At 57.2% G+C, this 6381-nt stretch carries 7 protein-coding genes; 1 reads left to right on the top strand and 6 read right to left on the bottom strand.

The window, feature by feature from the left end; all coding sequences use genetic code 11:
* From rpsB to VMU57_RS16890, 5 genes are all read right to left on the bottom strand, one after another.
* On the bottom strand, nucleotides 1–782 hold a 782-nt coding region (rpsB, locus tag VMU57_RS16910), incomplete at its 3' end, for a 30S ribosomal protein S2 (protein WP_325385529.1).
* 318 nt (nucleotides 783–1100) lie between these two features.
* On the bottom strand, nucleotides 1101–1496 hold the full coding sequence (rpsI, locus tag VMU57_RS16905; protein ID WP_158910131.1) for a 30S ribosomal protein S9: 396 nt from the start codon (nucleotides 1494–1496) through the stop codon (nucleotides 1101–1103).
* Between the two features lie 124 nt (nucleotides 1497–1620).
* Nucleotides 1621–2073: a 50S ribosomal protein L13 gene (gene rplM, locus VMU57_RS16900; RefSeq protein ID WP_325385526.1), complete on the bottom strand. Its 453-nt coding sequence runs from the start codon at nucleotides 2071–2073 to the stop codon at nucleotides 1621–1623.
* Nucleotides 2074–2470: 397 nt separating this feature from the next.
* Nucleotides 2471–2644, bottom strand: coding sequence for a hypothetical protein (locus VMU57_RS16895; RefSeq protein ID WP_325385524.1), 174 nt, complete (start codon nucleotides 2642–2644; stop codon nucleotides 2471–2473).
* A gap of 54 nt (nucleotides 2645–2698) precedes the next feature.
* A complete protein-coding gene (locus VMU57_RS16890; RefSeq protein WP_325385522.1) occupies nucleotides 2699–4627 on the bottom strand; it encodes a hypothetical protein in 1929 nt (642 codons plus the stop codon).
* Between the two features lie 274 nt (nucleotides 4628–4901).
* Here VMU57_RS16890 and VMU57_RS16885 point away from each other — a divergent pair, with 274 nt between their 5' ends.
* Nucleotides 4902–6014 (top strand): acyltransferase, encoded by a 1113-nt coding sequence (locus VMU57_RS16885; protein WP_325385520.1) that lies wholly within the window; start codon nucleotides 4902–4904, stop codon nucleotides 6012–6014.
* A 95-nt stretch (nucleotides 6015–6109) separates the two neighbouring features.
* Here VMU57_RS16885 and VMU57_RS16880 read toward each other — a convergent pair.
* The coding region (locus VMU57_RS16880; protein WP_325385518.1) for an ABC transporter permease at nucleotides 6110–6381 on the bottom strand (272 nt) is incomplete at its 5' end.

The raw sequence follows: 6381 nt of genomic DNA, 5'->3' as shown, positions 1-6381 counted from the left end.
GCCTGAACCTCTGTCACTTCGCCTTCTTCGCCGACGTGCTCAGCGGCAACTTCAGACTGCTGGACATCAGCAACTTCGGTGGCGAAGGCACGCTCGGAGACCATCTGGACGCCTTCGTAGGCCGAGTCCGCGATCTTGGTGGTGAAGAGGCGGATGGCGCGGAGGGCGTCGTCGTTGCCGGGGATCACGTAGTCGACCACGGTCGGATCGCAGTTGGTGTCGACGACCGCGACGACCGGGATGCCAAGCTTGCGGGCTTCGGCGACGGCGATGGCTTCGTTGTTGGAGTCAACGACGAAGATCGCGTCGGGGAGACGCTTCATGGTCTTGATACCGGCCAGGTTGGTGGTCAGGTGCTTGCGCTCGCGCTCGAGCTTGATGACTTCCTTCTTGGTGAGCAGCTCATAGCGGCCGTCGGTGGACATGTCGTCCAGCTCGGTGAGGCGCTTGACCGACTTCTGCACAGTGACCCAGTTGGTGAGCAGACCGCCCAGCCAGCGGCTGTTGATGTACGGCATGCCCGCGCGGGTGGCCTCTTCGGCGATGGCATCCTGCGCCTGGCGCTTGGTGCCGACGAAGAGGATGAGCTTGCCGGTCGAGGTAAGATCGGTGACGAACTTGGACGCTTCCTTGAACATCTTCAGCGTCTTCTGTAGATCGATGATGTAAATTCCGTTGCGCTCGCCGAAGATGTATTCCTTCATCTTGGGGTTCCAGCGCTTGGTCTGATGCCCGAAGTGGACGCCAGCTTCGAGCAGTTCCTTCATAGTGATACTTGCCATAGAGGCTCCTTGGTGAAGACAGCCGGACCGAATTGCTCCGGTGCCTGGATTGATCCCGCGTACGGGAGATTTAACTCCTTGCCTTCCAACGAAACGGAAGGGTTGTGCTGACGGCGATTCATTTTCGCCGGATGCTTCTTTGATACGGTCCACGAAAGCAGCATCGAGGCCGAATCGAAAACTGTACCCCGGCGGCTAAAGCCGCGCCGCCGAGGTGAGAAGTAGCGGCACGGCTGAAGCCGTGCCCTTAACACTGCAAGAACAAAAGCAACTGCAACTACAAGAACAGGTGCAAAAGACTTTGTTGAAAGGCTCTTTTTATCGCTTCGAGAACTGGAAGCGAGCGCGAGCGCCCTTCTGGCCGTACTTCTTACGCTCTTTACCACGCGAGTCGCGGGTAACGAGGCCTTCTGCCTTGAGCGCCTTGCGCAGCTCAGGATTGAAGACCATGAGAGCGCGGGCGATACCGAGCTTGACGGCATCGGCCTGTCCCATGACGCCGCCACCCTTAACGGTGGTGATGACGTCGAAGGTCTCGCCGATGTCGGCGATGCCGAGCGAGCGGCGAGCGGCGGCGCGCTGCTGAGCGGTGACGAAGTAGACGTCGACGTCCTTCTTGTTGACGGTGAAGTTGCCGCTGCCGGGACGCAGGAAGACGCGCGCAATCGAAGACTTGCGACGGCCGGTTCCGTAGTATTGGATCAGATCTGCCATGGTGCTCCTTGAACTTGCCTCAGGGGCTAAAGCCCCGAAAATCTCTTGCTCTGTGCGGCACGGCTGAAGCCGTACCCTTAACAAAACTTATGTTCAGCGGACAAACGGCCGCCGCGCATAAAAACTAGGCCTTGGGGGCGTTGGAGGCGTGGAAATCCATCGCTACCGGCTGCTGGGCGAGGTGCGGATGCTGGCTGCCCTTGTAGACCTTGAGCTTGGTTGCCATCTGCCGGCCCATCTTGGACTTGGGAAGCATGCCCTTGACTGCCTGCTCGACGATTGCTTCGGGACGGCGGGCGAGCAGCTTAATGAAGGACTCTTCACGCAGACCGCCGGGGAAGCCGGTGTAACGGCGATAGAGCTTGGTGTTTGCCTTGAGGCCCGTGAGGACGATCTTTTCAGCATTGATGATGATGACGTGATCGCCCATATCGATATAAGGGGTGTAGAGCGGGTTGAGCTTGCCTGCGAGGACGCTGGCGGCAGTCGTGGAAAGTCGGCCAAGCGTCTTGCCGCTGGCGTCGATGACGAACCACTTGCGCTTGATATCTTTGCCGCTGGGGATGGTAGTGGACATTGCTCTATTACTCCTTGAATCTGCCGTCTTCATGGTTCGGCGTACTTCTGAAGAAAGGTGGATCGAATATGTTTCGTACAACGTTTACGGCTCGATACAGCGCGAAGAACCGGACGTTCGAGAACATTCTCGGACGCAAAGGTGTACCTTCGCATGGGACAGCGCACAAAGCCTTGAAAGATCAGCCTGGGAAGTGGGTGCTTCGGGAGCGGCCTTGCTGCGTTGGCTGCCCCAAGTGAGTCCACCACGGTATCTCTTTCGTCCGCCTTATCTATGTATATGGGTATATAGATCTACATAGACGCACGGACGCGAGACTGCGCGAGATTCAAGATTAGCCTAAAAGCCGGGAAAGAGTCAATGAAAATGAGGATAGGTCGGGACGGGTGGGATGGGGTCAGGTTGAGCGGTATTCGAAGTATGCCGCGATCGCGCAGACGGCAAGTGTGGCAGATATCACCATTCCTTGCAACCAAGCCCCGCCGATGACGTGCAGATGCTCAAGCAGGAGGGCTGCGGTAGCTACCAGCAACAGGCCCGAAGCAGCAACGATACGAGACTTCTTCGGCATTTGCATGACAGCTATATTCTCAGCCCATCGGCGGATCGGCAAACAAAATCCCTTTTAGTTGACCGGGGACGTCGGGGTCATGCGGCTGGCCAGGTCGAGGACGTAGAGGGAGCCGTCGTCATAGAGGTGCAGGCGGGTGCGGGCCAGATCCGCGTATTGTCGGTGGCTGTCGAGCATCATCTCGTCCTCGCTTCGGATCCATTGAGTAACGCTCTTGTCATTCATGACGGAGATGAGGTGGCCCTGCTGCGCATCGTCACCGCTATAAGAATGAGCCAGGTAGCGGAAGTGATGGGAGAGGAGATAGTTGGCCAGGGCTTCTCCGTCGGAGCGGCCGGGCCAGCCGGGGGGAAGGCTGGCCGCGCCGGGAAAGTCAGCAATATCAATGTGGTGGGTGCGATAGTCCAGAAGGAAGGTGTCGTCGACGGTGGCAATGACGCCCGAGTCGGTGGGGATGGCACGCTCCATGGCGGCGTACTGAGACCGCACCGAGGCTGGCTCGATGGAAAAGTCGGTGAAGGAGACCTGGAGGTTGCGGACGGTGTTGCTGTATTCGTGGGTCCAGGAGTTGAGTCCTATATAGATTGCAGTTGCGATGGCGAGACCGGCACAGCAGGCCTGGATAGGACGCCAACTGCCAGCCTGGTTTCCAGTGGGGACATGATGATTGACGCGGCGGCTGAAGACCACGAAGAGGAGAAGAATGACGGGGACGATTGCAGGATAGTTGTAGCGGCGGACGGAGTCTCCGCCGGTGGCGATGCCGACGAAGAGCGAGGCGATGAGCGTTGCCGCGGTGAAGCAGAGGATGGCGCGGGACTGCTCGTCGTCTTCGCCCCAAAACCATTCGACGAGAAGGATGAGAAGGAGCGGGAGGTTGAAGGGCAGGACCTTGTGGAGGATGATCTTCGGATTAAAGCTCGACGGCGAAGGGTAGAGCCCATAGCTGCTGTAATGAAAGCCCTTGCCGAGTAGCGGATAGTAATATGTCCCCGATGTCGCGTGCTGGGCGATCATCCACGGTGCGAGAACGAGCAGGCAGCCCGCGGCTCCGATGAGGAGGGTGCGTAGTCCTGCAGCCGTGCCGCGACGACTGAAAACAAGGACAGCAAGGCAAAGGACGAAGAGTACACCGTGGGGGAGATAGGTAGATTTCGTCGAGGCGATGGCAGCAGTCGTCATGCCGAGCAGCAATGCCTGCAGGTTTCGGTGCTCGGCAAGCAGGCGCCGATGGGAGGCAAGGTAAACCAGGCCGAAGAAGAGTGCGCTGGGAAGAACGACAAAGGTCAGGTTGAACTGAAGCTGCGGCGTGATGAGGACAAAGACGGCAAGGGCTGCCCGCTGGAGTGGCGTGAGATCGAATTCGTCTGTCAGACCGAATGCGATAACCGCAAGCAGAAATAGACCCAGGGCGCGGTCGGCCATCTGTAAGTCTTCGAGTGGAAGCTCGGTGAGGACAAGAGTTTGCAGAAAGTAGTTCCCGCCGACGCTGGACATGATGCGGCGCTCGCTGAAGGGGTCGGGCGCGTACTCATGTAGTTGAAGCATCTTTTTGGGCGCAGCCAGATAGAAGTTGTAATCATCCGACTTCTGGTAGTACGCGGTGTGAACGGTGGCTGCAACGCGCACGGCGAAAACCACGGCAAAGAACAGGAGCAGCAGCCTGACGTTGAGATTTGCGGAAGGCGGCGCGGAAGTTTCGAGCGCAGCTGGTTCCTTGTCGATGAAACGAAGAAGCAGAAGGGCAAGAACTCCAATGATGCTGAATGCGACGAGCACAGGAACCGTGATCGCGTGCAGAAGATTAAAGAGTCCGCCGATGAGGATGGCTGCGCTGAAACCAGAGACCGCTGCGAGCGCAAATGCCGGACGACCTACACCGAAGAGGCGCAGGAGAAGCGCGCCGTAACCCGAGATGGCCGCGAAGAGCCCAGCACACCAGAGAATCGCTACCGCAAACTGAAGCAGGATAGTGGCATTCATTCGATGGGCAACCTGTCTTATCGTTGAGGAGCGGAATGAGTGGAAGCACGTCGGGCAGCAAGACGATGACGCGAGACTAACTAAAAGCTACCGAGTGCATCAGGCTGCGTCAAGGATTGGCGAGGTGGTGTTGTCAGAACAATCTGAAAATGATGCCCTCGTGACATTAAAAACGTTCGTCATCCAAACTCGACAATGTTTTGTCTTTCACAGGTATAGGCGGGGACCCATTGCGATGCACTAAAATGAAATAAATCCCTTTGTAAAAGGACCTATGCCGGAACGTAAACCCAGCAGATATTATCGGCCAGAGCTGGATGCGTTGCGGTTCTTCGCGTTTCTATGCGTCTTCCAGCACCATGTGCCCCTGACGCTCGGCCTTGACCGGATCTTTCCGGTGCAGGTCAGAGAGTTGCAGGAGGCCGGTGCTTATGGGGTCTGTCTCTTCTTTCTACTGAGCGCCTATCTGATCACAGAGCTGCTCTGTAAGGAACGCGATCAGACCAACAACGTCCATCTCAAGGCGTTTTATATACGACGCGTGCTGCGCATCTGGCCTCTTTATTTTGTGTTTCTTGGCTTTGGTGTGGTCTTTGGCCTGGTGATGCCGCACTTCAGAGTAGAACCTTACCGCGTGCTCGCGTTCCTTCTGCTTGCGGGTAACTGGTACAGCAGTTATTTTGGTTGGACGGTCAACCCCATCTCTCCTCTATGGAGTATCTCGGTCGAGGAACAGTTCTACCTGCTGATACCGACGATCATGAAGTATGGAGGCAGGCGCGCGATCTGGGCAACCTCCGCGTTCTTTTTGGTCGTGTCGTATGGCGTGCTGGCGTGGATGGGACAACATAACACCAGTGTGAATGTGAAGGTGTGGGCGAACAGCCTGGTGCAGTTCCAGTTTTTTGCCGCGGGATGCATATTGTCCCTCGGGCTGCGTACGCGAGCTCCGAAGTTGAGGGGGTACTGGCGCGTGCTCTGTATAGGAGGCGGCGTCGCACTGTGGATGGCTTCCACCAATGTGACCCGCCACATTGACATTCACCCTGGCGCTGTGAGGCTGTGCGCCATGTATGGAATGGTCCTTACCGGCACAGTGCTGATCTTCCTGGGATTCCTGGGATTGAAGGCTTCGCTTGTTCCCAAAGGCTTGCGCTACCTTGGGCAGATATCTTATGGACTGTATGTCTTCCATGAATTTGTCGGCGAGTTAGTCTCTTTTGCGGCGAAGCGCTTGCCTCATCTGGGCCTACGAGGCTCGCCCTTCAGCGGCCTCCTCGATCTGGTGCTTACGATTGGCCTGGCTGCGTTCTCTTATCAATTTCTGGAGAGGCCCTTCCTGCGGCTGAAGGAACGCTACACGTTCATCAAGTCGAGACCTGCCTGACGGCTCAATCGCACGCGATTAAAAATCGTAAAGCGATTCGAGCCCGACCTTGGAAGCCGTAAGGCAGCAAAACCCATGCGTTGCCCTACGATGCTCTACTCGTAGGACAGGGCATCGATAGGATCTTTGCGCGCGGCTTTGATGGCCGGATAAAAGGCCCCCAGGATAGCGCCGCTGAAGGCGATAACGACGGCAGTGGCAACCCACTCAGGCGTGACTGCGAAGGCCAGAGTTGGAAACTTGTAGCGGAAGATCGTCCGCATGAGATAGGTAAGTCCAACTCCGAGAATGATGCCTGAAGCGGCCAGCAATCCAGTCTCGCGAAGCACGACCGTGATGATGTAGGCGCGGGAGGCACCAAGCGATT

Source organism: Edaphobacter sp., assembly GCF_035532915.1.
In the GTDB taxonomy this organism is placed as follows: domain Bacteria; phylum Acidobacteriota; class Terriglobia; order Terriglobales; family Acidobacteriaceae; genus Edaphobacter.
Note: the sequence above shows the minus strand (reverse complement) of the source record. Positions and strands in the feature narration are given on the sequence as shown.

What these genes read in the sequence shown, in the direction of transcription:
- rpsI (WP_158910131.1), bottom strand. Translation starts at nt 1,496, where the DNA reads ATGGCAGATCTGATCCAATACTACGGAACCGGCCGTCGCAAGTCTTCG.
- rplM (WP_325385526.1), bottom strand. Translation starts at nt 2,073, where the DNA reads ATGTCCACTACCATCCCCAGCGGCAAAGATATCAAGCGCAAGTGGTTC.
- VMU57_RS16895 (WP_325385524.1), bottom strand. Translation starts at nt 2,644, where the DNA reads ATGCCGAAGAAGTCTCGTATCGTTGCTGCTTCGGGCCTGTTGCTGGTA.
- VMU57_RS16890 (WP_325385522.1), bottom strand. Translation starts at nt 4,627, where the DNA reads ATGAATGCCACTATCCTGCTTCAGTTTGCGGTAGCGATTCTCTGGTGT.
- VMU57_RS16885 (WP_325385520.1), top strand. Translation starts at nt 4,902, where the DNA reads ATGCCGGAACGTAAACCCAGCAGATATTATCGGCCAGAGCTGGATGCG.